Annotated in this window: 1 protein-coding gene; it reads right to left on the reverse strand. The window is 72.9% G+C overall.

The features are described from left to right. Positions 1 to 190 precede the first annotated feature (190 nt). Positions 191 to 1,151, reverse strand: a 961-nt coding sequence (locus tag ACXJKL_RS21380; RefSeq protein WP_457209000.1) for a dihydrolipoamide acetyltransferase family protein, incomplete at its 5' end; no start/stop codon positions are given.

Consider the following 1,151-nt stretch of genomic DNA (forward strand, 5'->3'; position numbering starts at 1 on the left):
GCCGGTCCACGGGATCTCGGCGGAGCGCGAGGCCGAGGTGCTCGCCGCCTGGCGCTCCCGCTGACCCGCCGACGCGCCGACCGGGCGCTCCCGTCCCGCTGGAACGCACCGACCGGGCGCCTCCGTCGCGCTGTAGCGCGCAGGAAGCGCCCGGTGAACGGTTCTCAGCGGGCATGAAGTGCCCGTTCGATCAGAAGAGCAGGGCGCTCCCCGGGTCGCCGAGGATCCCGGCCACGTCCGCGAGGAAGCGCGAGCCCTTCTCCCCGTCGATGTGGCGGTGGTCGAACGACAGCGCCAGCGTGGTCACGTCGCGCACCACGATCTCACCCTCCTCGGACACCCACGGCCGCTTGTTGATCGCGCCGAAGCACAGGATCGCGGACTCGCCCGGGTTGATGATCGGCGTACCGGCGTCGACACCGAAGACGCCCACGTTGGTGATCGTGAACGTCCCGCCCGCCATCTCGGCCGGCTGCGTCTTGCCGTCGCGAGCCGTCGCGGTGAGCTGGCCGAGCGCACCGGCCAGCTCGACCATCGACATGGCGTCGGCGTCCTTGACGTTGGGCACGACCAGCCCGCGCGGGGTGGCCGCGGCGATGCCGAGGTTGACGTAGCTCTTGTAGACGACCTCCTGGGCGGCGTCGTCCCAGTAGGAGTTGATCTCCGGGGTCTTCCTCATCGCCAGCAGCACCGCGCGGGCCAGCACCAGCAGCGGGCTGATCCGCACGTCCTTGAGCTCGCGCCGCGCCTTGAGCCGCTCGACGAGCTGCATCGTGGCGGTGACGTCGACGGTGATCCACTCGGTCACGTGCGGGCTGGTGAAGGCCGACTGGCTCATCGCCTGGGCCATCATCTTGCGCACGCCCTTGACGGGCTCGCGGGTCTCCCGCGGCTGCTCGCCGGTACGACGCGGGGCCGGGGTCTCGACCGCAGCCGCCCAGCCGTTGTCGGTGCCGCCACCGGCCGCGGCCGACTCCACGTCGGCGCGGGTGATGACGCCACCGGGACCGGCGCCGGTGAGCAGCGCGAGGTCGACACCGAGGTCCTTGGCCAGCTTCCGCACGGGCGGCTTGGCGAGCGCGCGGACGTCGGCGCGGGGCGTCTGCGCCGAGGCGGGCACCAGTGCGGGTGCCGGCTCGGCGGCCGGGGCC

Source organism: Nocardioides sp. P5_C9_2, assembly GCF_054049555.1.